This window comes from Rubrivirga litoralis, assembly GCF_031846415.1.
In the GTDB taxonomy this organism is placed as follows: Bacteria; Bacteroidota; Rhodothermia; order Rhodothermales; family Rubricoccaceae; genus Rubrivirga; species Rubrivirga litoralis.
Genome location: NZ_JAVRHT010000104.1, coordinates 1 through 210, shown reverse-complemented (window position 1 = coordinate 210; position 210 = coordinate 1). Strand labels below are relative to the sequence as shown.

The 210-nt window shown below is 66.2% G+C and carries 1 protein-coding gene; it reads left to right on the top strand.

The features are described 5' to 3' along the window. Positions 1-210: flagellin (locus RM540_RS16370; protein ID WP_311666106.1), on the top strand; the 210-nt coding region annotated here is incomplete at both ends.

Below are 210 nucleotides of genomic sequence, written 5' to 3'. Positions count from 1 at the left end.
GTCTCCGGGCTCGGCGACTCGCAGGCTCGGCTCTCGATCAAGCAGGACAACCTCGACACGTCGATGACCAACTACGAGGCGGCCCGCTCGCGGATCGAGGACACGGACTTCGCCAAGGAGCAGATGGAGATCGTCAAGCTCCAGATCCTCCAGCAGACCGGGATCGGCTCGCTGGCGCAGGCCAACTCCGGCCCGCAGTCGGTGCTCTCG